Annotated in this window: 19 protein-coding genes and 1 riboswitch; of the genes, 9 read left to right on the top strand and 10 right to left on the bottom strand. The window is 66.8% G+C overall.

Annotated features, from left to right (window positions below):
• Positions 1-164: 164 nt before the first annotated feature.
• Positions 165-1,415, bottom strand: a complete 1,251-nt coding sequence (locus GOC52_RS15230) for a DUF819 family protein (RefSeq protein ID WP_010482808.1) — start codon at positions 1,413-1,415, stop codon at positions 165-167.
• 135 nt (positions 1,416-1,550) lie between these two features.
• Here GOC52_RS15230 and GOC52_RS15235 point away from each other — a divergent pair, with 135 nt between their 5' ends.
• Positions 1,551-1,940: a VOC family protein gene (locus GOC52_RS15235; protein WP_191849793.1), complete on the top strand. Its 390-nt coding sequence runs from the start codon at positions 1,551-1,553 to the stop codon at positions 1,938-1,940.
• An 86-nt stretch (positions 1,941-2,026) separates the two neighbouring features.
• Here the strand turns inward: GOC52_RS15235 and GOC52_RS15240 are convergent, their stop codons facing one another.
• A complete protein-coding gene (locus GOC52_RS15240; protein WP_010482806.1) occupies positions 2,027-3,313 on the bottom strand; it encodes a sensor histidine kinase in 1,287 nt (428 codons plus the stop codon).
• Positions 3,300-4,013: a response regulator transcription factor gene (locus GOC52_RS15245; RefSeq protein ID WP_010482805.1), complete on the bottom strand. Its 714-nt coding sequence runs from the start codon at positions 4,011-4,013 to the stop codon at positions 3,300-3,302. The genes GOC52_RS15240 and GOC52_RS15245 overlap by 14 nt, the downstream gene beginning before the upstream one ends.
• Positions 4,014-4,117: 104 nt before the next feature.
• Between GOC52_RS15245 and GOC52_RS15250 the strand changes: the two genes are divergently transcribed.
• From GOC52_RS15250 to GOC52_RS15265, 4 genes are all read left to right on the top strand, one after another.
• Positions 4,118-5,848: an ArnT family glycosyltransferase gene (locus GOC52_RS15250; protein WP_458309519.1), complete on the top strand. Its 1,731-nt coding sequence runs from the start codon at positions 4,118-4,120 to the stop codon at positions 5,846-5,848.
• A 111-nt stretch (positions 5,849-5,959) separates the two neighbouring features.
• A complete protein-coding gene (locus GOC52_RS15255) occupies positions 5,960-6,727 on the top strand; it encodes a phosphatase PAP2 family protein (protein ID WP_191849796.1) in 768 nt (255 codons plus the stop codon).
• Positions 6,724-8,373: a phosphoethanolamine transferase gene (locus GOC52_RS15260; protein ID WP_191849798.1), complete on the top strand. Its 1,650-nt coding sequence runs from the start codon at positions 6,724-6,726 to the stop codon at positions 8,371-8,373. The genes GOC52_RS15255 and GOC52_RS15260 overlap by 4 nt, the downstream gene beginning before the upstream one ends.
• Positions 8,374-8,952: 579 nt before the next feature.
• On the top strand, positions 8,953-10,917 hold the full coding sequence (locus GOC52_RS15265) for a M2 family metallopeptidase (RefSeq protein ID WP_191849800.1): 1,965 nt from the start codon (positions 8,953-8,955) through the stop codon (positions 10,915-10,917).
• Between the two features lie 121 nt (positions 10,918-11,038).
• On the opposite strand, the gene GOC52_RS15270 is transcribed toward GOC52_RS15265, so the two are convergent.
• The 3 genes from GOC52_RS15270 to GOC52_RS15280 form a co-directional block, all read right to left on the bottom strand.
• Positions 11,039-11,431 (bottom strand): hypothetical protein, encoded by a 393-nt coding sequence (locus tag GOC52_RS15270; RefSeq protein WP_019338658.1) that lies wholly within the window; start codon positions 11,429-11,431, stop codon positions 11,039-11,041.
• 83 nt (positions 11,432-11,514) lie between these two features.
• Positions 11,515-12,411: a siderophore-interacting protein gene (locus GOC52_RS15275; RefSeq protein WP_019338659.1), complete on the bottom strand. Its 897-nt coding sequence runs from the start codon at positions 12,409-12,411 to the stop codon at positions 11,515-11,517.
• Between the two features lie 141 nt (positions 12,412-12,552).
• On the bottom strand, positions 12,553-13,779 hold the full coding sequence (locus tag GOC52_RS15280) for a multidrug effflux MFS transporter (RefSeq protein ID WP_010482798.1): 1,227 nt from the start codon (positions 13,777-13,779) through the stop codon (positions 12,553-12,555).
• Between the two features lie 301 nt (positions 13,780-14,080).
• Positions 14,081-14,183, top strand: a riboswitch (glycine riboswitch).
• Between the two features lie 62 nt (positions 14,184-14,245).
• On the opposite strand from GOC52_RS15280, the gene gcvP reads away from it, so the two are divergent.
• Positions 14,246-17,113 (top strand): aminomethyl-transferring glycine dehydrogenase, encoded by a 2,868-nt coding sequence (gene gcvP / locus GOC52_RS15285; protein ID WP_010482796.1) that lies wholly within the window; start codon positions 14,246-14,248, stop codon positions 17,111-17,113.
• Between the two features lie 92 nt (positions 17,114-17,205).
• Here gcvP and GOC52_RS15290 read toward each other — a convergent pair whose 3' ends face one another.
• The 3 genes from GOC52_RS15290 to GOC52_RS15300 all read right to left on the bottom strand — a co-directional run bounded on the left by GOC52_RS15290 (position 17,206) and on the right by GOC52_RS15300 (position 19,928).
• Positions 17,206-17,616 carry a VOC family protein gene (locus GOC52_RS15290; protein WP_005410627.1) on the bottom strand — a complete coding sequence of 137 codons (411 nt, stop codon included), beginning with the start codon at positions 17,614-17,616 and terminating at the stop codon, positions 17,206-17,208.
• A 139-nt stretch (positions 17,617-17,755) separates the two neighbouring features.
• Positions 17,756-19,123 carry an amino acid permease gene (locus GOC52_RS15295; protein WP_043399061.1) on the bottom strand — a complete coding sequence of 456 codons (1,368 nt, stop codon included), beginning with the start codon at positions 19,121-19,123 and terminating at the stop codon, positions 17,756-17,758.
• An 82-nt stretch (positions 19,124-19,205) separates the two neighbouring features.
• A complete protein-coding gene (locus GOC52_RS15300; RefSeq protein ID WP_043399063.1) occupies positions 19,206-19,928 on the bottom strand; it encodes an AraC family transcriptional regulator in 723 nt (240 codons plus the stop codon).
• Positions 19,929-20,042: 114 nt separating this feature from the next.
• Here GOC52_RS15300 and GOC52_RS15305 point away from each other — a divergent pair, with 114 nt between their 5' ends.
• Positions 20,043-22,133: a catalase gene (locus GOC52_RS15305; protein ID WP_191849802.1), complete on the top strand. Its 2,091-nt coding sequence runs from the start codon at positions 20,043-20,045 to the stop codon at positions 22,131-22,133.
• Between the two features lie 22 nt (positions 22,134-22,155).
• Positions 22,156-22,656 carry a hypothetical protein gene (locus GOC52_RS15310; RefSeq protein ID WP_100446390.1) on the top strand — a complete coding sequence of 167 codons (501 nt, stop codon included), beginning with the start codon at positions 22,156-22,158 and terminating at the stop codon, positions 22,654-22,656.
• 138 nt (positions 22,657-22,794) lie between these two features.
• Here GOC52_RS15310 and GOC52_RS15315 read toward each other — a convergent pair whose 3' ends face one another.
• Entirely contained in the window at positions 22,795-24,918 is a 2,124-nt protein-coding gene (locus tag GOC52_RS15315) for a methyl-accepting chemotaxis protein (RefSeq protein ID WP_019338664.1), read from the bottom strand.
• A 235-nt stretch (positions 24,919-25,153) separates the two neighbouring features.
• Between GOC52_RS15315 and GOC52_RS15320 the strand changes: the two genes are divergently transcribed.
• Positions 25,154-26,113 carry a L,D-transpeptidase family protein gene (locus GOC52_RS15320; RefSeq protein ID WP_191849804.1) on the top strand — a complete coding sequence of 320 codons (960 nt, stop codon included), beginning with the start codon at positions 25,154-25,156 and terminating at the stop codon, positions 26,111-26,113.
• Position 26,114: the final 1 nt, after the last annotated feature.

The raw sequence follows: 26,114 nt of genomic DNA on the forward strand, positions 1-26,114 counted from the left end.
GCCATGGATGGCGCGACCGAGGCTACATGGACGTATTCACGCCGTCCCCCTCAACCGCACCCCCCCCCGTCATCACACGGAATGCCGCTCTGGCTTTTGATGTTGAGGTTGCCGGCCAGCGGCCGGCACTACCGCGGGTGCCGGGCGCCGCCTGGCTGGCCTCCTCAGCCGGTGGCCATCCACTTCAGGATCAGACCGGTGACATACGCCAGGCCGGTACCAGTGGCATAGCCCACCGTGCCCAACAGCACGCCCACCGGGGCCAGCGTCGGATGGAACGCCGCTGCCACCACCGGCGCCGAGGCCGCAGCGCCGATGTTGCCCTGCGAGCCGATGGCGAAGAAGAACAGCGGCGCGCGCAGCAGCTTGGCCACGACCCACAGCACCAGCACGTGCGTGGCCATCCAGATCGCACCGAGCAGGAACAGCCATGGCCGGTCCAGCAGCGACAACAGGTTCATCTGCATGCCGATGCAGGCGATCAGGAAGTACAGGAACACCGTGCCCAGCCGCGATGCACCGGCCGCTTCCAACCTGCGTGCACGAGTGAAGCTCAGGCCCAGGCCCATCGCGGTGGACAGCAGGATCACCCACACGAACTGGCTGTCCAGGCTGAACTGGCTGGCCCAGCTGACATGGGCCTTGAACCAGCCCGCCAGCGGCGCGGCGATCGCATGGGCCAGGCCGACGCCGCCCAGTGCCACGCCGACGATCACCATCAGGTCGGTCATGCTGGGAATGCGCGCGTTCTGCGCCTCGTAGGCACTGATGCGTGCCTTCATCTCGTCGATGGCGCGGGTGTCGGCACCATTGCGGGTGTCGATCTGCTGTGCGCGGTTGGCCAGGAACAGCAGGATCGCCATCCACAGGCTGGCGCAGGCCACGTCGACCACGGCGAACTGGCCGAAGGTGGTGGCATCGGTGCCGAACACTTCGCGCATGGCGACCATGTTGGCGCCGCCACCGATCCAGCTGCCGGCCAGCGCCGCCATGCCCGCCCAGGTATCACCGGCCACGGTTTCCGGATGGATCAGCTTCATCAGCTGGAACGAGACGATAGCGCCGAGCATGATGCCGGCGGTACCGGCGCAGAACACGAGCAGCAGTTTCGGCCCGAGCTTGATGACGCCCTTCAGGTCGATCGACAGGGTCAGCAGGACCAGCGCGGCCGGCAGCAGCACGTCACGCGCGACCGGGTTGTACAGCGAGGTGTTGTGGCCATCGATGACACCAGCGGTGTTGTAGATGGCGGGGATGAAATAGCACAGCAGCAGTGCCGGCACCCAGGCGAAGATCTTCTTCAGCAGCGGGGTCGGACCACTGGCGGCCCAGAAGATCAGGGCCAGGGTGGCGGCAATCAGGCCCAGTCCAACGATGTCGTTGCTGATCAGGGCAGTAGCGGGTTCGGTCGGCACGGGATCCTCTGTCGATCGAAAGAGCGGAGAAAAAAAAGCGCCGCATAAAGCGGCGCAGGTCGAGATTAACATTGTCTTCACGCCGGGTCATGCTGCAGTGCCGACCACGCCTCCATCCCCTCAGGGAGCCTACTCATGCAGCTTGGCGCCTTTTCGGTCAGTCTCTCGGTGAAGGATCTCGCGGCCTCCCGTGCCTTCTACGAAGCCCTGGGCTTCTCGGTCACCGGCGTCGATCCAGCACAGAACTGGCTGGTGCTGCGCAGCAACGGCACCGTGATCGGCCTGTTCCAGGGCATGTTCGAGGGCAACCTGCTGACCTTCAACCCCGGCTGGGACCAGCACAAGCAGGAACTGACCCACTTCCAGGATGTGCGCGAGCTGCAGGCGGAGCTGGACGCCAGGGGCATCGCGCTGGCAGTCCGCACCGATCCCGATGGCCAGGGGACCGGCTACCTGCAGCTGGCCGATCCCGACGGCAACGTGATCCTGATCGACCAGCATGTGGCGCGGCCGAACGGGCGTTGACGCGGACAGCCATTGCGTGGGTAGGCGTCGACCTTGGTCGACGGGCAGCATGCCAACCAGGGTTGGCATCTACCAGGACGGCCGGATCAGCCCGGTCGCGAGGCACTGAAATCGAGCGTGACACGCGTGCCACGCGGCTCGCAGGGCTGCAGCTGCAGGGTCCAGCCCAGGTGCTCGCAGAGCCGCGCGATCAGATCCAGCCCGATGCCGCCGCCACGATCGGCGCGCTCGCCACGGGCCATCCGCGCGTGGATGGCCGCGATCTCCTCCGGGCTCATGCCATGCCCGGGGTCCTGCAGGGTCAGCACCGCCGCCGAACTGAGCCGCAATTCGATGTGGCCACGGCCACTGTTCTCGATGGCGTTGCGCACCAGGTTGCCGATCGCCGCCTGCACCACTGCCAGCGGCGCGACGATGTCCACCGGCGCGGCCTGGATGCCGATGCTCAGGTCCTTGTCGCCCAACAGATGGCGATGGTCGTCGACGATCTCCGGCAGCAGCTGGTCCAGCGCGATGCGCTCGGCACGCGCCGCCAGTCGTGCCGGATCACGCGCCAGCACCAGCAGCAGTTCGATCAGCTGCTCCACGCTCTGCGCGGTGCGCAGTACCCGCTGCATCTGCTGGCGCGCACGCTCGGGCAGGCCCGGTTGCTCCAGCGCCAGTTCGGCGGCACCGGTCATCACCGCGATCGGCGTGCGCAGTTCATGGCTGGCGGTGCTGATGAACACCCGCTCGCGTTCGACGAACTGTTCGTTGCGGTCCAGGTAATCGTTCAGTGCACCGGCAATCGTGTGCAGCTCGGAGCTGCCACGCGGGTCGACCTCTATGCGCTGCCCCTGCGCACCGGGCCGCAGATCGGCGATGCGCTGCGCCAGCAGGCTCAACGGTCGCACCATCCGCTCCATGCCGAAGGACGCCATCAGCACGGTGACGAAGATCATGATCACGCCCGCCAGCATCACCCAGCGCGTGGCGAACTGCTCCAGATCGTGGAAGTCGGAGATATCCAGCGCCAGCGCGACCCGCCCCATCGATTCGGTCTCGCGCACCATCACCGCCGTCTCGCGGCCCTTCACCATCACCCCGTCATGCAGCCCGGGATGCAGGGTACGCAGGCTGTCGGGCAGGTTGACCGCGTCGAAGCGGTAGAGGCTGAGCGTGTCCGAATCCTGCCAGCGGTAGTGCGGCTCGTGTTCGACATGTTCGACGATGCTGTCCAGTTCGGAATTGAGCAGCGCGCGCCAGGCAGCGTGCTCGGCATGCTCATGCACGTAATTGCCGACGCTGAACACCGCCAGCGAAAGCAGCGCCAGGTAGCCCAGCAACCACCACAGCACGCGCCGGTACAGCGGCCCGGGCTTACGCGCCTTCATCAGTATCCTTGCCAGCGTCGCTGCCGGTGGTCACGGCCAGCCGATAACCCACCCGCGGCAGGGTGTGGATCAGCTTCTCGGCAAACGGGCCGTCAACGCTGCGACGCAACTCGTAGACATGCGAGCGCAGCAGGTCACCATCCGGCGGCTCGTCGCCCCACAGGGCGAACTCCAGCTGCTGTCGTGTCACCGCACCCGGGCTGGCCCGCATCAGCACTTCCAGCAGTTTGCGGCACGCCGGGTACAGGTGCAGCACCTGGCCCTCACGCTGGGCCTCCAGCGTCGCCAGATCCAGCACCAGGTCGCCCACCTGCAGGCGCTTGCGCGGGTTGCGGCCCTGCGCGCGCAGCAGCAGCGCTTCCAGCCGCACCTCCAGTTCCGGCAGCGCGAACGGCTTGGTCAGGTAGTCGTCGGCGCCGGCACGGAAGCCGGCAATCTTGTCCGGCAGCTCGTCACGCGCGGTCAGCATGATCACCGGCACTTCCGATGCATGCTCGGTGCGCAGCCGGCGCAGCACCTCCGGCCCCTCCATGCGCGGCAGCATCCAGTCCAGGATCACCGCGTCGTAGGGATGGCTTCCGGCCAGGTGCAGGCCAGTGATGCCATCCGGGGCCACGTCGAGCACATGCCCGCGCGACTCGAAATAGTCGAACAGGTTGGCCACCAGCTGGCGGTTGTCCTCGATCACCAACAGACGCATGCACGAAACATCCACGGAAGTTCGTACCATGGTAGCGCCGCCCATGTCGGAATGCGGTCGTCCCGCCCCCCTTCTGACGCTTTTCCCACCCCCGCCACCTCAGAATGGCCGTTTTGCTCCCGGAGCCTGCCGTGCCCGTAGCCCTGCCCCGCCGTTGGCGCCTGCCCCTGTTGTGGCTGCTGATCATTGCTGCATTGGCAGCGGGCATCGGCCTTCGGCAGCCGCAGCCGCCGGACGAGCCGCGCTTCGTGCTGGCCGCGAGGACCATGGTCGAGAGCGGGCAATGGCTGCTGCCGCATCGTGGCAGCGAGCTGTATGCCGAGAAACCACCGGTGTTCATGTGGCTGCAGGCGGCCGCTTACGAGGTGGTCGGCAGCTGGCAGTGGTCGTTCCTGCTGCCGTCATTGCTGGGCGCCCTGCTGAGCCTGTGGCTGGTGTCGGATCTGGCACGGCGGCTGTGGTCGCCGCGGCATTCCATCTATGCCCTCGCGGCGCTGTTCTGCACCCTGCAGTTCGGGCTGATGGCCAAGCGTGCGCAGATCGACATGGTGCTGGTGGGGATGACCACCGTCGCCGTGTGGGGCTTGATGCGGCACCTGTGCGAACGTCGTAACCTGCCCGCGCTGTGGCTGGCCGGTTTCGCCGCAGGCGTCGGCACGGTGACCAAGGGCGTGGGTTTCCTGCCGTTGCTGATGGTGCTGCCCTGGTTCGGCTGGTGGCTGTACCAGCGCCGTCGCGGGTACCGCGTGGAGGGTCCGCACCCGGCAACGCTGCTGTGGCTGATCCCGGCGTTCCTGCTGGGCGTGGGCGTGTGGCTGGCGCCGCTGGGCTGGGCCCTGCTGCACACGCCCAGCGCCGAACTGCAGGCCTACGCGCATGAGCTGCTGTTCAAGCAGACCGGTACCCGTTACGCCAATGCCTGGCACCACCGGCAGCCGGCCTGGTACTACCTGCAGGTGATCCTGACCCTATGGCTGCCGGGCAGCCTGCTGCTGCCGATGCTGTTCAAGCCCTGGTGGCGCCGTATCCGCCGTGGCGACCGTCGCCAATGGCTGCTGCTGGGCTGGGCGGTGCTGGTACTGGTGTTCTTCAGTGCCAGCCCGGGCAAGCGCGAGGTGTATCTGTTGCCGATGCTGCCGGCAATGGCACTGGCCGTGGCCCCGCTGCTGCCCGGCCTGTTGCGCCGCCTGTGCGTGCGCCGCTACCTGTTCGGCTACAGCGTGGTGCTGATGCTGGCCACCGGCGTGCTCGGCGTGATGCTGATGACCGAGCACCCGTGGGCGTTGGCGCAACTGGAACGCCGCGCCATGCCAGATACGCTGCTGCCGGTGCTGGGCGATGGCCTGCTGACCTTCGCCATTGCCCTGGCCACGCTGATCGTGTGGCTGCGGGTACGTCGTGCCGCGACGCTGGTGCTGCTGACCCACGGCATGCTGTGGATGCTCTACGGCCTGGTGCTGATTCCGGCGCTGGACCCCTACGCCTCGGCGTCGGCGCTGATGCGCCGGGTCGGCGCGCGGATCGGACCAGACGCCGAACTGGCGCTGGTGGCCTGGCGCGAACAGAACCTGCTGCAGGCCGACCGCCCGGTACGCGAGTTCGGCTTCAAGCGCCCCTGGGCCGAGCAATGGCACGATGCCGGCCCGTGGCTGGCCGAGGCACCGGACAAGCGCTGGCTGCTGGTGCTGGACGACGCGATGAGCCCCTGCGTGGATCCGGCCAAGGTGATCGACATCGGTGTCGCCAACAGGAATCGTTGGCAACTGCTTCCCGGTACTGCATGGAACCCGGACTGCCACGCCGAGCGGACAGGATCGACCGCCGAAGAAGACTGAACGTTGACATGTGCCGGGCAAGCATTAACCCGGCACGAACGAGCGTCCGACCCTTCTCCGACATCCAGGTGACGAGCATGACCGCGGATTCCCGAACCGCCCTTTCCCAGCATGCCCGTCCGTCCCCTTGATTCGGTAGCGCCGCTTGCGACATCGCCACTGGCGTCACGATTTGCCGTAACTCACCTCTGGCTGCCTGTCGCAATCGGTCTGCCCGTGTTTACGCTGCTGATGGGATTCGGCGGTGATCAATGGGTGGCCGACCACCTGTTCCGTCTTGAGGGCGGCCATTGGGCGTTGCAGGACGCCTGGGGCACCCGCACCCTGGTGCACAAGGCCGGCAAGTGGCTGAGCACGGCAGCGGCGCTGGTCGCGATCCTGCTGTGTTTCCACCACTGGCGTAAGGGTCGCGATTGCACCCTGCAATGGGCGCTGCTTTATGTCGTGATTGCCATGGCGCTGGGCACCGGCGTGATCTCCCTTCTGAAGTCGCTGGTGCCGATGGAATGCCCCTGGGACCTGCTCCGCTATGGTGGCAACCAGCCTTTCATCGGTCTGTTCACCACACGCCCGGCCGGAATGGCCGCGCAGGCCTGCTTCCCTGCGGGGCATGCCAGCGCAGGCTACGCGTGGCTCTGCCTGTATTTCTTCGCGTTGCTGTGGCGCCCGTCCTGGCGCTTGGCCGGGCTGTGGATCGGCCTCGGCACCGGCCTGGTATTCGGCATCAGCCAGCAGCTGCGGGGCGCCCATTTCCTTTCGCATGACGTTGCCACTGCGTTGATCTGCTGGCTGCTTTCGCTGGGCCTGTATCTGATCGTCAAACGCGTCCTGGCACGTCGTCAGCTGGACCGTCCCCACCGCCAGGAGGCAAACGCATGAGTGCATCGGTCCAACGCCCCGCCCGCCTTCCCGCGTTGGCGAACCTTCGCCGTTGGCGGCCGCAGCTGTCCACCGAAGCACTGATCGCACTGACCAGCCTGTTCTTCGCGGTGGCCGGCAACGGCCTGTTCTGGCACAGCGCGATGGCCAGCCATCCGGGCAGCCTGCGCTACGCGCTGTCGCTGCTGCTGTTGCTGCTGGGTGCGCACGGCGTGCTGCTGGGCATCCTGGTCTGGCGCTGGAACGCCAGGGTGGTGATCAGCCTGTTGCTGCTGGTGACCGCATTCGCCGCGCACTACATGAGCCGTTACCACATCTACCTGGATGCGGACATGTTGCGCAACGTGCTGGCGACCGATCCCAAGGAAAGCCGCGAGCTGATGACCGTGTCGCTGGTGTGGCCGGTGCTGTTGCTGGCGGTGTTGCCGATGATCGTGCTGTGGCGCGTGCAGCTGCGCCGTCGCAGCTGGGGTCGCAGCCTGCTCTGGCGCGTCGGCTTCCTGGTGGTGGCGGCAGTGACCGCGGTAGGCGGCGCATTGATCTCGTTCCAGGATATCTCGGCACTGATGCGCAACCAGCGCGAAGTGCGTTACCTCGCCACCCCGGCCAACGTGCTGCTGGGCATGCCGCGCGCACTGCGTGGCGACAACCCGGTGCAGCGCGCGCCGAAGCTGCCGATCGGTACCGATGCCAAGGCCACCCCGCGTGCACCTGCCAGCAAGCCGCGCCTGCTGGTGATCGTCATGGGCGAAACCGTGCGCGCACAGAACTGGGGCCTCAACGGTGGCCGCAACACCACCCCGGAACTGGCCCAGGCACCGGTGATCAACTTCCCCGACATGCACTCCTGCGGCACCAGCACCGAAGTGTCGCTGCCATGCCTGTTCTCGCCGTGGGGACGCCACGACTACGACGAGAAGAAGATCCGTGCACACCAGTCGCTGCTGCATGTGCTGAACCGTGCCGGCATCGCACCGTTGTGGCGTGACAACCAGTCCGGATGCAAGGGCGTGTGCGAAGGCCTGGAGTTCCAGTCGCTGTCCGATGCGACCACCCCGGGCCTGTGCGCCGACGGCCGCTGCATGGACGAGATCCTGCTGCAGGACCTGGCCACCCAGGTGCGTGCCAAGCCCGGCGACCGCGTGGTGGTGCTGCACCAGCTGGGCAACCATGGCCCGGCCTATTTCGAGCGCTATCCGGCCGCCTTCGCCCGCTTCAAGCCAACCTGCGATACCCGTGACATCGGCCGCTGCTCGCGCGAAGAGATCACCAACAGCTACGACAACGCCGTGCTGTACACCGATCACTTCCTGAGCAAGACCATCGGCACGCTGCAGGGCATGCAGGACTACGACACGGCGATGATCTACCTGTCCGACCACGGCGAGTCACTGGGCGAGAAGGGCCTGTTCCTGCACGGCGTGCCTTACGCCATCGCCCCGGCCGAGCAGACCCGGGTGCCGATGACGATGTGGTTCTCGCCGGGCTTCGCCAGCAGCCGCGGGCTGGACCTGCAATGCGTGCGCAGGCGTTCGGCGGCCTATACCGACCACGACAACCTGTTCCCGTCGGTGCTGGGGCTGATGCAGGTGAAGACGGCGCTGTACGAGCGCGATCGCGACGTGTTCGCCAACTGCGAGAGTTGAGGGTTTGTCGGCAGGGCTGCGCCCTGCACCCGCCGAGGCCACTGCACAAGCAACGGCAACAGCAGAAGCAGGAGATTCGTGGCTTGGCGGGGCGGTGTCGGAATGCGGGGACGCCGCAAGTACGTCCATGTAGGCTTGGCAGCCGCATCCATGCGGCTGACACCCCGCACTCCGACACCGCTCCACCTCTGACAGATTGTCCCGATCTGGTAGATCCACGCCATGCGTGGATGAATTTCCATCGGAATCGAATAGTCGAATTGAATTCGAAAAGCATCCACGCATGGCGTGGATCAATGACAGGTCGCGGAAATCTGTCGAAGGCGGGGTGGGTCCGGTTGCGGGGGCGTGAGCGCCATGGATGGCGCGACCGAGCCTCCATGGACGGATTTACGGCGCCCCCCGCAACCGGACCCGCCCCGCCAAACCACGGATAGTCCGCTGTTGCTGTTGCTTCGGCTTTGCCGTTGCTTGAAAGCCTCTGCGGGTGCCGGGCGCCGCCCGGCCGACTTCCGCCACTTGCGGTGGCAGCGACGGCCCACTAGCCTTCGGCCGTCGTTCACCACCCAAGGACCGCCCGTGAAACACCGTCATCTCCTGCTGGCCTCGGCAGTCGCCGTCGCCACGCTGGCCCTGGCCGCCTGCAAGAAGGAAGCTGCCCCAGGCACCGATACCGCCAGCAGCAGCGCCCCGGCCGGCGAAACCGCCGACCAGTTCGTGGCCCGCATCAATGCCGAATTCAAGGCCGCCTACCCGGAGATGACCTCGGCGCAGTGGCTGTCCTCCACCTACATCAACAGTGACTCCGAACGCATCGCGGCCAAGGCCAACGAGCGCTCGCTGACCCAGCTCAACAGCTGGATCGAGCAGGCCGCCAAGTTCGATGGCAAGCCGATGAGCGAGGACAGCAAGCGCGCGATCCACCTGCTGAAACTGATGTCCTCGATGCCGGCGCCACGCGATCCGGCCAAGCTGGCCGAGCTGACCCAGATCGCCACCCGCATGGAAGGCAGCTACGGTGCCGGCAAGTACTGCACCGACGCCAACGATCCCAACTCCTGCCGCCAGCTGGGCGAGCTGGAACAGGTACTGGCACGCAGCCGCGATTACGACAAGCAGCTCGACGCCTGGCAGGGCTGGCACAGCACCACCAAGAGCATGCGCGGCGACTACCAGAAGTTCGTCGGCCTGGTGAACGAAGGTGCCAAGGGCATGGGCTTCACCGATGCCGGCCAGATGTGGCGCAGCGGCTACGACATGCCGCCGGAGCAGATCGGCCCGGAAACCGATCGCCTGTGGGAACAGGTCAAGCCGATGTACGAGCAGCTGCACTGCTACGCACGCGGCAAGCTGGACAAGACCTACGGCAAGGACAAGGCCGAAGTGGGCAACGGCCTGATCGCCGCGCACCTGCTGGGCAACATGTGGCAGCAGGACTGGTCGAACCTGTGGGACCAGCTGGAACCGTATCCGGGCGCTGGCAGCCTGGACATCACCGCAGCGCTGGAAAAGCAGTACCAGACCAACCTGAGCGCGGCGCTGGCCAAGGCCGGCAAGGACGCCAACGTGGCCGCCCAGTACAAGGCGCAGCGTGAGGCCGAACTGCGTACCGCCAAGCAGATGACCGAGCGCGCGCAGGACTTCTACGTGTCGCTTGGCATGCCGTCGCTGCCGCAGTCCTATTGGGAAAAGACCCAGTTCATCAAGCCTGACGACCGCGACGTGGTCTGCCACGCCAGCGCCTGGGACATGAACATGGAAGGCGACGTGCGCACCAAGATGTGCATCAAGCCGAACGAAGAGAACTTCACCACCATCTACCACGAGCTGGGCCACATCTATTACGACCTGGCCTACAACCCGCTGCCGCCGCTGTTCCAGGGCGGTGCCAACGATGGCTTCCATGAAGCAATCGGCGACACCATCGTGCTGGCGATGACGCCCAAGTACCTCAGCTCGATCGGCTTGGTCGATGCGCCGACCGAAAGCCGCGAGGCGGTCATCAACAACCAGATGCGCATGGCGCTGTCGGGCGTGTCGTTCCTGCCGTTCGGGCTGATGATCGACCGTTGGCGCTGGGGCGTGTTCGATGGCTCGATCACCGCCGACAACTACAACAAGGCGTGGTGGGACCTGAAGGCCAAGTACCAGGGCGTGGCGCCGGCCAGCACCCGTGGCGAAGAGTTCTTCGATCCGGGCGCGAAGTACCACGTGCCGGGCAACACCCCGTACACCCGCTACTTCCTGGCGCGCATCCTGCAGTTCCAGTTCTACAAGGGCCTGTGCGACGCGTCCGGCTACAAGGGCCCGCTGCGTGAGTGCACTTTCTACGGCAACAAGGAAGCCGGCCAGAAGTACTGGGCGATGCTGAGCAAGGGTGCCAGCCAGCCGTGGCAGGCCACGCTGAAGGAACTGACCGGTACCGACAAGCTCGATGCCGGCCCGATGATCGAGTACTTCACCCCGGTCAACGAGTGGCTGAAGCAGCAGAACGAAGGCCAGATGTGCGGCTGGCAGGCCAACGCGGCCCCGGCAGCAAAATGAGAAAAGGGGCGGGTCCGCGAGGATCCGCCCCTGATGTTTCCGGTAGCGCCGGGCCATGCCCGGCGGCTCTTCATCGCACCGCTGCGCTCGCCGGGCATGGCCCGGCGCTACCCACGGCGGATCAGCTGTTCTTCTTCGCCGCCATCGCCGCGGCCAGCTCGGCCTTGAATTCCTCGAAGGTCTGGCCTTTCTCCTGCGCTTCGGCCTGTGCGGCATCGCGCAGTGCATCGGAGTACATCAGGCGCACCGGCGTGCCATTGCGCTCGTGCAGCTCACCGGCCTGCATGATCAGCGCCAGCACCTGCGCAGCGCTCTCGCTGTGGCCCGCGATGCGGCCGTCCATGCCCAGCACCCATTCACCGTCGCGGCGCACGACACCGGCCAGCAGGGTGCGCTGAGCATCGCGCAGTTCGGCATGCGGTTCCACCGGCGACGCCTGCGCGGCGGCCTTGTTGGCGGCCTGCTTTTCCTGGCGACGGCGCTGGTCGCGGCGGGTCTTGGAACTGGTGGACATGGTGCGGTACCGCTGCGAAGGGGGGCGCAAGGATAGCGCACCCCGCCCGCAGCGCTGCTTCACGCGTGCTCGATCCAGTCAGGTCAGTCCAGCACCTTGCCATGCCGCCAGTAGCCCATGAAGGTGATCGCGCGGCGGTCCAGCCCGCAATCGCGCACCAGGTGGCGGCGGATCGCCATCACCGCCCCCGCCTCACCCGCCACCCAGGCATACAGCGGACCGGCCACGCGGGTATCAGCCTGCTCCCAGAGGATCTGCGTATCGACGTCGATCTCCTCCAGCGCATCGCCGGCAGCCACGCTCGAGGTCGCTGCCAACCGCGCCTGGACCGCCTGCAGCAACGGCTGTCCGTAGGCGGCCTGCCCGCGCGGCAGCCAGACCAGCTCGGCGCTGGAGGGCGCCTTCAGGTGCACCGCATCACCGGCCTGCGCCACCTCCAGCAGCGCCAGCGTGCGCGGTGGGTCGACCATGGCCGCCAGTTCCTCAAGAATTCCGGCCACCGCCGGCAGCGCGGTTTCATCCGCCACCAGCAGCACCTGGCCGACTCCCGCCGGCGGTTTCCATTCCCAGCCTTCGCTGCTGTCGGCACAGTCGGCATCGGGGGCCAGCAGCACTACGCGGTCGCCCGGTCGCGCGTGGATGGCCCAGCGCGAGGCCGGCCCGGTCTCGCCATGAAGCACGAAATCAACGTCGACCTCGCCCTGCTCGGCGCGCAGGTGGCGGATGGTGTAGGTGCGCATGGGCGGGCGCTGGTCGTCCGGCAGCGCCCGGTAGCGCGGATACCAGTCCTCGCCGCTGGGGACCTGCGGCACGTCCTGGCCGGGCAAGGGGAAGAACACCTTGATGCGCTGGTCCGGGCCTTCGGTCTTCATCCGCGCCACGTCGGCACCAGTGAACACCATGCGGTCCAGGGAAGGGGAAAGAACGCGGCGCTCCTTCAGCGCCACCTCGAACAGGCGATAGGTCTGCTGCGCAGCCATGGGGGAACCTCATGCAACGACATCGGATCGGCTGGCTGTCGTGCATCCACGCACCGGCTGGCTGGAGTCCCCAGCCTAGTCCGGTCGTTCCTCGCCGCAAGCGTTACGGGCATCGCGGCCTGCCCTACCCCTGCGCGCTGCTCAATGGCCCGTGCAGGCTGCCTGCGCCGCGCGTTCACGCTGGTGTTCCCAGTACCAGAAAACGAATCCGGCGCCGAAGAACGCGGCCTGGCCCAGCGCCAGGTGCAGCGGGCTGGCACTGAGCAGCGGCGACACCACGCCGGCCACCACGGTGCTGATCATCAGCTGCACGAAGGCCTGCAGCGACGAGGCCAGGCCGCGCTGGTGCGGGTACATGTCCAGCACCGCCAAGGCCAGGATCGGGAAGATCAGGGCCATGCCCATGCCGCCCAGGAAGATCGGCAGCACCGCCCACGGCAGCACGAACTGCGGCGACAGCGCCACGTAGCCGACATTCAGCAGCGCCGACAGCGCGCACAGGCTGAAACCGATGGCGACCTGGCGTGTGGGCGTGGTGTGCCCGGCCATGCGCCCGGACAGGAACGAGCCGGTGGTCATGCCACCGATGGTGGGGATGAACAACCAGGCGAAACCGCCCTCGCCCAGGTGCAGGTGCTGCATCACGAACACCGGTGCCGAGGAGATGTACAGGAAGATGCCGCCGAAACCGATGCTGCCGGCCAGCGCCAGGCGCAGGAAGCGCGGGTTGAAGCCGATGCGCACGTAGTCACGCAGCAGCACGCGCGGCGACAGCGGCACCCGTGCCTCGACCGCATGGGTTTCCGGCAGGAAGCGCGCGGTGGCCGCCAACAGCACCAGCCCGAACACCACCAGGAACCAGAAGATCAGCGGCCAGCCGGCGCCACTGAGCAGGATCCAGCCACCGATGATCGGTGCGATGGCCGGAGCGATGCCGAACAGCATCGACACCTGGCTCATCAGCCGCTGGGCATCGTGGCCGTGGTACAGGTCGCGGATCACCGCGCGGCCGACGATCATGCCGACACCCGCCGACAGGCCCTGCAGCGCGCGGAACGCCAGCAGCGTGGACAGGTCGGTGGACAGCGCGCAGCCGACCGAGGCGCCGACGAACACCACCAGGCCGCCCAGGATCACCCGCTTGCGGCCCCAGGCATCGGACAGCGGGCCGTGCGCCAGGCTCATCAGGCCGTAGAACAGCAGGTACACGCTGATGGTCTGCTGCACCGCCACCTCGTCCACCGCCAGGCGCTGGGCCAGCTGCGGGAACGCCGGGAAGATGGTGTCGATCGAGAACGGGCCGAACATGGCCAGGCCGGCAAGCAGCAGGGCCATGCGGCGGGTGGAAGGGGCAACAGCGGCGGTCATGGAGGAAGCGTCCGGCAGGGCCATGCGGGGCACGCACGGCGGGCGCCGGTCCCGCAACAACGGGGACGGCGCCAGATGAATTCGGGTATCCGCCCATCATAGGTGGGGATTGCGCCTGATGCCATGCAGCACTGCACAAAACGCACGGCCGGGCCATCGGCCATTCAGGCGCGGCGGCACCGACCGGCGGCCGCTGGCCGGGCCCGCAACGGGCTATAATCGGCGGGCAACACGGTGGGAGAAGCGGAACACCGCTGCCGAAGGCGCAACGCCCGTAATCGCTCAGGCCCGATACCACCCGTAACACAACTCTGGAGAGACCGGTTCGATCCGGCGCCGAAGGGGCACGAAGCTGCGGTTTTCCGCGCTTTTAAACTCTCAGGCAAAAGGACAGAGGGGCGCCCCGCAGACCGCCGACCGGCGGCTTGTGCCCGTGCGTGTGCCCTTTCCTGACGGATCCTTCGCCATGTCCCAGAACACCCCTTCCCTGCGTGAGCTCGAGCACCACAACGCGTTCGTCGAGCGCCACATCGGCCCCAACGACGCCGAGATCGCGCAGATGCTCGATGTCGTCGGCCACGCGTCGCTGGATGGCATGACCGATGCCATCGTACCGGCCAAGATCAAGTCGCCGGCACCGCTGGCGCTGCCGGAGTCGATGACCGAAGTACAGGCACTGGCGAAGATCCGTGCGATCGCCGACAAGAACACCGTGCTGCGCAGCTTCATCGGCCAGGGCTACTACGGCACCCACACGCCGAACGTGATCCTGCGCAACATCCTGGAAAACCCGGCCTGGTACACCGCCTACACTCCGTACCAGGCGGAAATCTCGCAGGGCCGCATGGAAGCGCTGATCAACTTCCAGACCCTGTGCGCCGACCTGACCGGCATGGAAATCGCCAACGCCTCGCTGCTGGACGAAGCCACCGCCGCTGCTGAAGCGATGACCCTGGCCAAGCGTTCGGCCAAGTCCAAGTCGGACACCTTCTTCGTGCACGACGCCGTGCATCCGCAGACGCTGGAACTGCTGCGTACCCGCGCCGAGCCCATGGGCATCGTGCTGCGCGTCGGCACCCCGGCCGAAGCGCTGGAAGCGGAAGCCTTCGGCCTGCTGCTGCAGTATCCGGATACCTTCGGCCAGGTGGGCGACTACAAGGCGCTGGTCGATGCCGTGCACGCACGCGGCGGCCTGGTGGCCGTGGCCACCGACCTGCTGGCCCTGACCCTGCTGGCCGCCCCGGGCGAATGGGGCGCGGACATCGTGGTCGGCAACAGCCAGCGTTTCGGCGTGCCGTTCGGCTTCGGTGGCCCGCACGCCGCCTTCATGGCCTGCCGTGACGCCTACAAGCGCTCGATGCCGGGCCGCCTGATCGGTGTTTCGGTCGATGCCCAGGGCAACCCGGCCTACCGCCTGACCCTGCAGACCCGCGAGCAGCACATCCGCCGCGAGAAGGCGACTTCCAACATCTGTACCGCGCAGGTGCTGCTGGCGGTGATGGCCTCGATGTACGCCGTTTACCACGGCCCGGAAGGCCTGACCCGCATTGCCCGCCGCACCCATCGCCTGGCCTCGATCCTGGCCGCAGCGCTGCGCAATGCCGGCGTGCAGGTTGGTGGCGACTTCTTCGACACCCTGCATGTCACCGGCGTGCACGCCGATGAGATCCATGCCAAGGCCCGCGCCGCCGGCTACAACCTGCGCGCGATCGACAGCGACTCGGTCGGCATCAGCCTGGACGAGACCACCACCCGCGCCGACATCGTCGCCGTGGCTGCAGTGTTCGGTGCTTCGCTGGACGTCGACGCGCTGGATGCCAGCACCGCCGACGCGCTGCCGGCCGGCCTGCTGCGCCAGTCCGCGTTCCTGACCCATCCGGTGTTCAACACCCACCACAGCGAGCACGAACTGCTGCGCTACCTGCGTTCGCTGGCCGACAAGGACCTGGCGATGGACCGCACGATGATCCCGCTGGGCTCGTGCACCATGAAGCTCAACGCCACCGCCGAGATGATCCCGGTGACCTGGCCGGAGTTCTCGCAGATCCACCCGCTGGTGCCGGCCGACCAGGCGCTGGGCTACAAGGAACTGATCGACACGCTGGAAGCGATGCTGGTCGAATGCACCGGCTACGACGCGGTCAGCCTGCAGCCGAACTCCGGCGCGCAGGGCGAGTACGCCGGCCTGCTGGCGATCCGCGCCTACCACCGTTCGCGCGGCGAAGATCACCGTGACATCTGCCTGATCCCGGATTCGGCACACGGCACCAACCCGGCTTCGGCACAGATGTGCGGCATGAAGGTGGTGGTGACCAAGACCGATGCCAACGGCAACGTCGATGTCGAGGACATCCGCCTCAACGCCGAGAAGTACAGCGACCGCCTGGCCGCGATCATGATGACCTACCCGTCCACGCACGGCGTGTTCGAGGAAGAGGTGGTGGAGATCTGCGAGATCATCCACAAGCACGGCGGCCAGGTGTACACCGACGGCGCCAACATGAACGCCCTGGTCGGCGTGGCCAAGCCGGGCAAGTGGGGTTCGGACGTTTCGCACCTGAACCTGCACAAGACCTTCTGCATCCCGCACGGCGGTGGCGGCCCGGGCGTTGGCCCGTGCGCGGTCAAGGAGCACCTGGCGCCGTTCCTGCCGGGCAAGCTGGGTGACAACGGCCCGGTCGGCATGGTCAGCGCGGCCAGCTTCGGCAGCGCCTCGATCCTGCCGATCAGCTGGATGTACATCGCGATGATGGGCCGCGAAGGCCTGCGCAAGGCCACCCAGGTCGCACAGCTCAACGCCAACTACATCGCCAAGCGCCTGGCCCCGCACTTCAAGACCCTGTATACCGGCCGCAACGGCCTGGTGGCGCACGAGTGCATCCTGGACGTGCGCCCGCTGGAGAAGACCAGCGGCATCGGCGCCGAGGACGTGGCCAAGCGCCTGATCGACTTCGGTTTCCACGCCCCGACCCTGAGCTTCCCGGTGGCCGGCACGCTGATGGTCGAGCCGACCGAGAGCGAATCGCTGCACGAGCTGGATCGCTTCATCGACGCGATGATCCAGATCCGCGAGGAGATCACCGCGATCGAAGACGGACGCCTGGACCGCGAAGACAACCCGCTGAAGAACGCGCCGCACACCGCCACCGCGGTGACCGCCAGCGAATGGACCCACGCCTACCCGCGTGAACTGGCTGCGTTCCCGCTGCCCAGCCTGAAGCTGCAGAAGTACTGGCCGCCGGTGGCACGCGTGGACAACGTGTACGGCGACAAGAACGTGATGTGCGCCTGCATTCCGGTCGATGCCTACAAGGATGATGAAGTCGAGGCTTGATTCCTCGCTGCATCGGTAAAGAGAACGGCCCGCGCAAGCGGGCCGTTTTCATGAGGGTGTGTGGACCAAAGTCCACACCCACAAACATCCGATCACGGGTCCGGCATCTGCCCCAGGCTCAACTGCCACGACACGCCGAAGCGATCCTGCACCCAGCCGTAGCGGTTGCTGAAGTCATAGTCGCCCACCGGCATCAACCAGTGGCCGCCCTCGCCCAGCACACGCGCGGCGCGCTCGAACTGCTCGGCACCGGAACACTCGACGAACAGCGAGATCGACGGGCTGAAGGTGAAGTCGTGCACGTCCAGGCTGTCAAAGCACAGGTAGTGGGTGCCGCCCAGCAGGAAGATGGCCTGGCGGACCTGCCCGGGCACGCCGGCACCGGCGCCGTCCGGATGGCGCTGCATTGCCAGCAGGCGGAAATCGGCGAAGGCTTCGGCGTACAGGGCCAGGGCGGCCTCGGCCTGGCCGGTGAACATCAGGAAAGGACGGCTGCGCAGCATGCGGTACTCCCGGTCGACGGGCCGCTGGCGGCCCACGCGATCAGGATGGCACGGTGGATGTATGCCTGCTGTAGAGCCGAGCCCATGCTCGGCTGGCGGCCGCGCGAACAGCAGCCGACCGTGGGTCGGCTCTACAGAATCACGCCTCGCGCATGCGCCGCGCGATGGCGCTGCCAGCGGCGATCGTGGCAGTCAGCGCCACCATCGACAGGAACTGCAGGCGGGTGTGCGCCTCGCTCAGCAGCAGGCCGAAGATCAGCGCCAGGATCGCCAGCGCGCAGCAGGTCAGCCACGGGAAACCGGCCATGCGGAACGGCAGGCGAGTGCCCAGGCGATCGGCGCGGCGGCGCAGCACCAGCTGCGAGACCAGCGACAGCGTCCACACCAGCAGGCAGGTGGAACCGACGATGTTCAGCAGTACCGGCAGCACCCGGTCCGGAAACAGCAACTCCATCACCGTGGCGGCGAAGCCGAACAGCACGCTGGCCAGCACGGCGATCACCGGCACCTGGCGCGGATCGGTCCAGCCCAGCACGGCCGGCGCTTCACGGCGCTGCGCCAGCGAGTACATCATGCGCGAGGCGCCGTAGAGGTTGGCATTGAGCGCCGACAGCAGCGCGATCACCGCGATCAGGGTGATGGCAGTGCCGGCACCCGGAATACGGGCGATATCCAGCACGGCGGCGAACGGCGACTTCAGCGCCTCGCTGGTCCACGGCACCACAGCGATGATCACGCTCAGCGAGCCGATGTAGAACACCAGGATGCGCCACGCCACGGTGCGGATGGCACGGGCGATGCTGCGCTCCGGATCTTCGGTCTCCGCCGCCGCAACGGCCACGATCTCGGTACCACCGAAGGCGAACACCACCACCAGCAGCGCGGCACCGATACCGGCCAGACCCTTGGGTGCGAAGCCGCCATGTTCGGTGAAGTTGCTCAAGCCCGGCGAGGTCACCTGCGGCAGCCAGCCCATCAGCAGCGCCACGCCGATGGCGATGAACGCCAGGATCGCCGCGACCTTGAGGATGGCGAACCAGAACTCAAACTCGCCGAAGTTCTTCACCCCGAGCAGGTTGATCGCGGTGAAGAACAGCATGAAGGCCAGCGCTGCCATCGGTACCGGCACCGCAGGCCAGACCGTGGCCAGCAACCCGGCCGCGCCCACCGCCTCGGCGGCGATCACAATCACCAGCTGCACCCACCACAACCAGCCGACCGTGGCACCGGCGGTGGCGCCCATGGCGTCGGCCGCATACACCGAAAACGCGCCGCTGGTCGGTTTGGCCGCCGCCATCTCGCCCAGTGCGTTCATCACGATGATCACCAGCGCGCCTGCGACCAGATACGACACCAGCACTGCCGGACCGGCCGCCTGCACGCCCACGCCCGAACCGAGGAACAGGCCGGCGCCGATGGCGCTGCCCAGGCCCATCATGATCAGCTGGCGGGGCTTGAGCGAATGCCCGAGGCGGGACGGCGAAGCGGTCGGAATCGAGTTGGGCATCGGCGGGGCTGGCGGCGGGCTACAGGGGCGACACCTTACCCTGTCCCATGCCTGCGGGGATAGGCACAGCGCAGCAGGCGGCTCAGGCCAGCGCTGGCTCGCCGACACTGCCGCCGATGCGGGCGCGGTAGGCGCGCGGCGAGAAACCGGTTTCAGCCTTGAACTTGCGGGTAAAGGCGCTCTGGTCGCTGAAACCGCAGGCCTGGCCGATGCAGGCAATGCTGTCGTCGCCGTGCAGCAGGTGCATGGCCATCTGGATGCGCAGCCGGGTCAGCACCTGCTGAGGGGTCATCTGGAACACCTTGCGGAAACTGCGCTCCAGCTTGGACAGCGAAAAGCCGGTGATGTCCAGCAGGGTCTGCATGCGCACGTTCTCGGCGTAGTGCGCATTGAGGTGGGCCAGGGCCAGCCGTAGCTGCTCGTACTGGGTACCGAGGCTGTCCTTCTGGCCGAGGTCGCGGGAAATGCCGATCAGGCCCTCGATGGCCCCATCGACCACCAGCGGGCGCTTGCAGGTCAGGCACCAGCCCGGTTCGCGGTTGGCGAACAGGTGCAGCTCCATCAGGTTCTCGATCACCTCGCCGGACAGCACGCGGGCATCCTGATCGACGTAGTCCGCACTGAGCCCGGTCGGGTAGATCTCGGCCGCGGTACGCCCGATCACGTCCTTGCGCGCGCGCAGGCCCAGCCGCCGCAGCATGGTCTGGTTGACGTGGGTGTAACGCCCCTGAAGGTCCTTGATGAAAAACAGCACATCCGGGATGGCGTCGAACAGGGCTTCGATGTCGGCGGGCTCGACTCGCATGCAGCAAGCATACCCGAGCCTGCTTTTGCCTGTACGTTCACCTCTGCCGGACCTCGGTTTAACGGGGCTGGTTCCAGTGTCGTGGTTCCTTCTGATGATCCGGAGCCAACGTCAATGGCCGCCAGCAAGCCGACCGGCAAGCGCGCAACCGCCCCTGCCGAAAACCACCGCCGGGGCGACGGCGATGAACTGCACCAGCAGGCCGGGGGTACCCATCCGGTGATGACCACCGATCAGGGCATCCCGGTGGCGGACAACCAGAACTCACTGCGGCAGGGGCCCCGAGGGCCCACGCTGCTGGAGGACTTCATCCTGCGCGAGAAGATCACCCACTTCGATCACGAACGCATTCCCGAGCGCATCGTGCACGCACGTGGCAGCGCAGCACACGGCTACTTCGAGCTGACCCGGTCACTGGCCGCCCATACCCGCGCGCGCATCCTGACCGAGGTAGGCGTCAAGACGCCCGTGTTCACCCGTTTCTCGACGGTAGCCGGCGGCGCGGGCTCGGTGGATACCCCCCGCGACGTGCGCGGCTTCGCGGTCAAGTTCTATACCAAGGAGGGCAACTGGGATCTGGTTGGCAACAACATTCCGGTGTTCTTCATCCAGGACGCCATGAAATTCCCGGACCTGGTGCACGCAGTGAAGATGGAACCGGACCGTGCGTTTCCGCAGGCCGCCACGGCCCACGACACCTTCTGGGATTTCATCTCGCTCATGCCCGAGTCGATGCACATGATCATGTGGGCGATGAGCGACCGCGCCATACCGCGTTCGCTGCGGATGATCGAAGGCTTCGGTGTGCACAGCTTCCGCCTGCTGAACGAGGCGGGAGAGTCAACCTTCGTCAAGTTCCACTGGCGGCCGAAGCTTGGCATCCAGTCAACGGTCTGGGACGAAGCACTGAAGCTGCAGTCGGCCGACAACGACTTCCATCGCCGGGACCTGTTCGAGGCCATCCAGCGCGGTGACTTCCCGGAGTGGGAACTGGCAGTGCAGCTGTTCACCGAAGAAGAGGCCGACGCATTCCCGTTCGATCATCTGGACCCGACCAAGATCATTCCCGAATCGCTGGTGCCGTTGCAGGTCATCGGGCGCATGGTGCTGGACCGCTGGCCGGACAACTTCTTCGCCGAGACCGAGCAGGTGGCTTTCTGCCCGGCCAACGTGCCACCGGGCATCGACTTCAGCAACGACCCGCTGCTGCAGGGGCGCCTGTTCTCCTATCTGGACACCCAGCTGCTGCGCCTGGGCGGCCCGAACTTCCACCAGATCCCGGTGAATGCGCCCAAGTGCCCGTTTGCCAATCATCAGCGCGACGGCCACATGCAGATGCAGGTGCCCAAGGGCCGGGTGGCCTACGATCCCAGTTCGCTGCAGGAGGACACCCCGCGCGAGACGCCTGCCGGATTCCGCAGCCATGCCAGCGCCGACGATGGTCGCAAGGGTCGCACCCGCGCGGAGAGTTTCGCCGACCACTACAGCCAGGCACGCATGTTCTTCCGTAGCCTTGAGAAGCCGGAACAGGCGCATCTGGCATCGGCACTCGTGTTCGAATTGTCCAAGGTGGAAACGCTGAAGGTGCGGGTGCGTACCGTCAGCCACCTGCGCAACATCGACGAATCACTGGCGCAGCGCGTAGCTGATGGGCTCGCGTTGCCTGCACTGCCCGACCCCGCGCCGACCGCCACGCCGGTGCAGGACATGCCTGCCGCTCCCGAGGTGCGCGTGATCGGGCGCAACAAGCCCACCCTGCAAGGGCGCAGCATCGGCATCCTGTTTGATGAGGGCTCCGACGCGCGCGTGATGGCCAGCCTGAGCAAAGCGGCCCGGAAGGCGGGTGCAGACGTGAAGCTGGTCGCGCCCAAAGTAGGCGGCGCCACGCTGAGCGATGGGGCGATGCAGACGGCGGATGGGCAACTGGCGGGCACGCCATCGGCTGTGTTCGATGCGGTGGCCGTGGTGCTCAGCCCGGAAGCCGCGAAGGCCTTGTCGAAAGAGAGTGCAGCCGTCGAATTCGTCAGCCAGGCGTGGGCGCACCTGAAGGCCATCGCCAGCGACGCAGGCGGCCAGGCGCTGCTGAAGGCGGCAAGGGTCGGCAACGACGCCGGCATCGTCGAAGCGGAAGACGCCAAGGCATTCCTGGCGGCGGCCGCCACTCGTCAGTGGGCGCGCGAGCCCAAGCTGCGCCTGCTGGCCTGACTACTACGACAGGAGATCCGTCATGCCCCGTGGTGACAAATCCGCATATACCGAGAAACAGAAGCGCCAGGCCGAGCACATCGAGGAAAGCGAACGTGATCGCGGCGCGAGTGAAGGGACTGCCGAGCGCATCGCCTGGGCCACCGTGAACAAGCAGGACGGCGGCGGCAAGCGTAGCGGCAGTGCCCGCAAGGGCGCGAAGAAGGCGACCAGCAAGAAGGCTGCCAAGAAGGCGCCTGCCAGGAAGTCGGCCACAAAGAAGGCCACGACCAAGGCGACGGCAGCGAAGAAGGCACCTGCGAAGAAAGCGGTGGCAAAGAAGGCACCCGCTCGCAAGACCGCCACAAAGAAGGCCACCAAGAAGGCCGCAAAGAAGACGGCGAAGAAGGCTGCGGCCAATAAGGGGAGTACGGCCGCCTCGCGGAGCGCCGCCGCAAAGAAGGCGGCCAAGACGCGGGCCGCGAAGAAGACCGTGCGCAAGGCGGCGGCGAAGAAAGCTGCGCGTACGCGTGCACTCGGCTGAAGATTCGGTCAGGACGGGAGCGCCCTCATCCATGCGGCAACTTCGGCTGCGTCAGCACGGCCTTCAGCAGTAGACGGGCTCCTTCCAGCGAAATACGGCCGCTCAAGGCGGCCGTATTCCTGTCGCTGCACTGCCCGCTCAGGCTGCGCGACGGGGCACAGCAGAGACCGCCGCGCCTTCCACCTTGAATACCGCCACCGACGTGGTCAGCGCATGCGCCTGTTCTTCCAGCGCGCGGCTCGCCGCAGTGGCTTCTTCCACCAGGGCCGCGTTCTGCTGGGTCACCTGATCCATCTGCACCACCACCTGGTTGACCTGCTCGATGCCGGCGGCCTGTTCCTTGCTGGCCGCTGCGATGTCGCTCATCAGCTGGGTGGTGCGCGAGCTGGCCTGGGCCACGCGCGCGATCGCGGCTTCCGATTCAACGGTCACCGCCAGGCCACTCTTCACCTTGGCAGCGGCGTCTTCGATCAGCTCCTTGATCTCCTTGGCGGCGACACCGGCACGCTGCGCGAGCGTGCGCACTTCGCTGGCGACCACGGCAAAACCACGGCCCTGCTCGCCTGCGCGCGCAGCTTCCACTGCAGCATTCAACGCCAGGATGTTGGTCTGGAACGCGATGCCGTCGATCACCGTGGAGATCTCCGAGATGCGAGCCGACGACTGATCGATCTCGCCCATGACAGATGCCATCTGTGCCATCGCCTGCTCGGTCTCGCGCACCGCGGCACCGGCGGCATGCGCTTCGCTGTCGGCCTGACGTGCCAGCTCGGCGTTCTGGCGTACGGTGGAAGTCAGTTCCTCCATCGATGCGGCCGCTTCTTCCAGATTGGCGGCCTGCTGCTCGGTGCGGCGCGACAGGTCGTTGTTGCCGGCGGCCAGTTCCTGCGCCGCGTTGTTGATGCTGTCGGCAGCCACCTGGATGCCCCGCACGATGCCAGTCAGCTGCGCAGTGGTGGTGTTGGCGTCGTCGCGCATGCGGGCGAACACACCGTCGTACTCGCCATCCATGCGTGCGGTCAGGTCGCCGTGCGAGATCGCGCGCAGCACGTCGGAGACATCGGCAATGCTGGACTGCGAACTGGCCATCATGCCGTTGAGGTGCTCGACCATCGCCTTGAACTGGAACTGGAACGCAGTGGCATCGCCACGCATGCTGAAATCACCGGCACGCGCGGCGCGGGCCAGTTCATCGATCTGCGCGTTGATCGCCATCAGGCTCTGCTTCACCGCGGCCAGGGTGCGGGTCAGCGTGCCCTTCTCGCCCGGGTAGTCCGGCAGGTCGCGGCTGAGGTCACCGATGGCGTAACGCTGCATCACTTCAGCCATCAGCAGTTCCACCTGCACGTGCGATTCGACCAGGCTGTTGGTCGCCTGCACCATGCGGCCGAAATCGCCAGGGAACGCACTGGCGTCCATGCGATAGCGGATCGCGCCCGCCTCATGCTGTTCGGCCATCTGCAGCTGCGCGCCGATCGCCGCCTGCACGCTCTGCCGCACGCTGGCCATCGCCTCGCCAAGCTGGGTCAGCTCATCACGGCCACCCAGACGGAACTCCTGGTCCAGCTGGCCCTTGGACAGCCGTTCGGCCAGGTTCACCGCGCGGGCCAGCGGGCCGGTCAGGCTGCGGCCGATCATCACCGAGGCGCCGATGCCGACCAGCAGTGCGACGCCGCCCAGCACCAGCAGCTGCAGCAGGCTGCGCTCGCCCAGCCTGATCGCCTCGGCGGCTGCATCGCGGCTTTCCTTCTCTTCGAAGTCCACGCCGTCGGACAGCGCCTTGTTCCAGCCATTGGCCGCTTCCTGCACCGGGCCCAGGGTCAGCGCCACGGCGCCCGGGTAGTCGCCCTGCTCCATCAGTTCGCTGGTCTGCTTGTTGAGCGGGCGCGCGATGGCGCGCTTGGCCGCGATGGTTTCCGCGATGGCCTTGCCCTCCGCATCACCCGGCAGTGCCTGATAGGCGGTCCAGCTGGCCTCATAGCGCTTGACCAGATCGGCGATGCGCTGCTCGTCGCTGTCGCGCGCTTCGCCCTGGCGGATCAGCATTTCACGGCGCACCACCATCATCTGGTTGTTGGCATCGAGCATCTGCGACAGCAGGCGCACCTTGGCCACGCTGACGTCGACCACCTGCTGCATCGCGCGCTTCTGCACGACACTGGCGGTGGCGCCGGTGGCCACCACGGCGGCAACCAGCAACAACAGCAGGCCAAAGCCCAGCCCAAGACGCCAGGCAACCCTGACATTCCTCAAGTAGTTCATCGGTACATCCAAAACGGGGGGATGCGCCCCTATCGGCCGTGCCACCGGCAATCTTGATCGGCAACACGCACGCGCGTCGGCAGCCGTTCACCTTGGTGAGGCCACGCGCCGCGCTTCTGCGGCAAGGTCCAACCGCCCGCCGGGACCGCACTGCTCATGCCGGCATCAGGTTGCTTTCACGGGGGCTGCGCAGCCTCTCCGGGCAGGGTGGAGCTGCCATCTGCCGGAGATCTCCATGCCCGTACACCGCCCCGCCCTGCTCGCCCTGTCATTGCTGATGTCCCCCGCCTTCGCGCAGGTGCCGCCGCCGGACCAGCTGCCGGAGCCCATTGCCGAGAAGGCCGGACCCGATACCGCGGCGCGCTCGCCACTGCACGCCCAGGTGCTTCTGGATCGCGCCAATTTCTCCCCGGGCGAGATCGACGGTGAAGTCGGCAGCAATCAGCGCCGGGCCGTGGCAGGCTTCCAGGCGGCCCACGGCCTGACAGTGAGCGGAGAGCTGGACAATGCCACCTGGAAAGCACTGCAGGCCGATGCGACCACGCCGCTTGCCAGTTACACGTTGACCGCCGAGGACGTGGCCGGGCCGTTCATCGCCGTTCCGAAGACGCCCGCCGCGCAGGCAAAGCTGAAGGCACTGGGCTACAGCAGCGTCGAGGAATCACTGGGAGAGCGTTTCCATGCGTCGCCGGCATTGCTGAAGGCGCTCAACCCCGGCGTCGATCTGGCCAAGGCCGGCAGCCGCATCCAGGTGCCCAACATCGCACCGGCTGCATTGCCGAAGGCGGCGAAGATCGTGGTCGACAAGTCCGATTCCACCCTGCAGCTGCTGGATGTGCAGGGCAAGGTGATCGCGCAGGTGCCGGTCTCTTCCGGCAGCCAGCATGATCCGCTGCCGATCGGTGAATGGAAGATTCTCGGCGTCTATCGCGACCCGCCGTTCCACTACAACCCCAAGCTGTTCTGGGATGCGCGCAAAGGCGAGAAGAAAGCCACGCTGCCGCCAGGCCCGAACAATCCGGTCGGCCGGGTCTGGATCGACCTGTCCAAGCCCCACTATGGCCTCCACGGAACGCCGGTACCGGGCCATGTAGGCAAGACCGAATCGCATGGCTGCGTACGCATGACCAACTGGGATGCGCTGCGCGTGGCCGATGCGGTGGATACCTCCGTCCCCGTGGTGATGCAGGAGTGAG

Source organism: Stenotrophomonas sp. SXG-1 (assembly GCF_014083965.1).
In the GTDB taxonomy this organism is placed as follows: Bacteria; Pseudomonadota; Gammaproteobacteria; order Xanthomonadales; family Xanthomonadaceae; genus Stenotrophomonas; species Stenotrophomonas geniculata.